The sequence below is a fragment of the Actinotalea ferrariae CF5-4 genome, assembly GCF_000603945.1.
GTDB classification, from domain to species: domain Bacteria; phylum Actinomycetota; class Actinomycetes; order Actinomycetales; family Cellulomonadaceae; genus Actinotalea; species Actinotalea ferrariae.
Genome location: NZ_AXCW01000569.1, coordinates 1 through 297, shown reverse-complemented (window position 1 = coordinate 297; position 297 = coordinate 1). Strand labels below are relative to the sequence as shown.

The window sequence follows — 297 nt, the reverse complement described above, 5'->3', positions numbered from 1 at the left end:
GGGGCGAGGAGGTGCTCGCCTGCCGCGCCGCGGGTGTGCCGGTCACCGTCGTGCCCGGCGTCACGTCGGCCGTGTCCGCCCCCGCGCTCGGGGGGATCCCCGTGACCCACCGCGGTGTCGCGGACCGCGTGCACGTCGTCAACGGTCACCCCGCCCGTGGCGAGGCCGCGCTGCGGGCGGACGACCTGGCCGCGCTGCGCAGCCCGTGCACCACCGTCCTCGTGCTCATGGGGGTCGCCGGGCTGGCGCGCCTCACCGCCGAGGCGCTCGCGGGCGGCGCCGACCCGGCCACGCCCG

At 80.5% G+C, this 297-nt stretch carries 1 protein-coding gene; it reads left to right on the top strand.

Annotated elements, in window-relative coordinates:
- Positions 1-11: 11 nt before the first annotated feature.
- Positions 12-297: SAM-dependent methyltransferase (locus N866_RS19340; RefSeq protein WP_245612676.1), on the top strand; the 286-nt coding region annotated here is incomplete at its 3' end.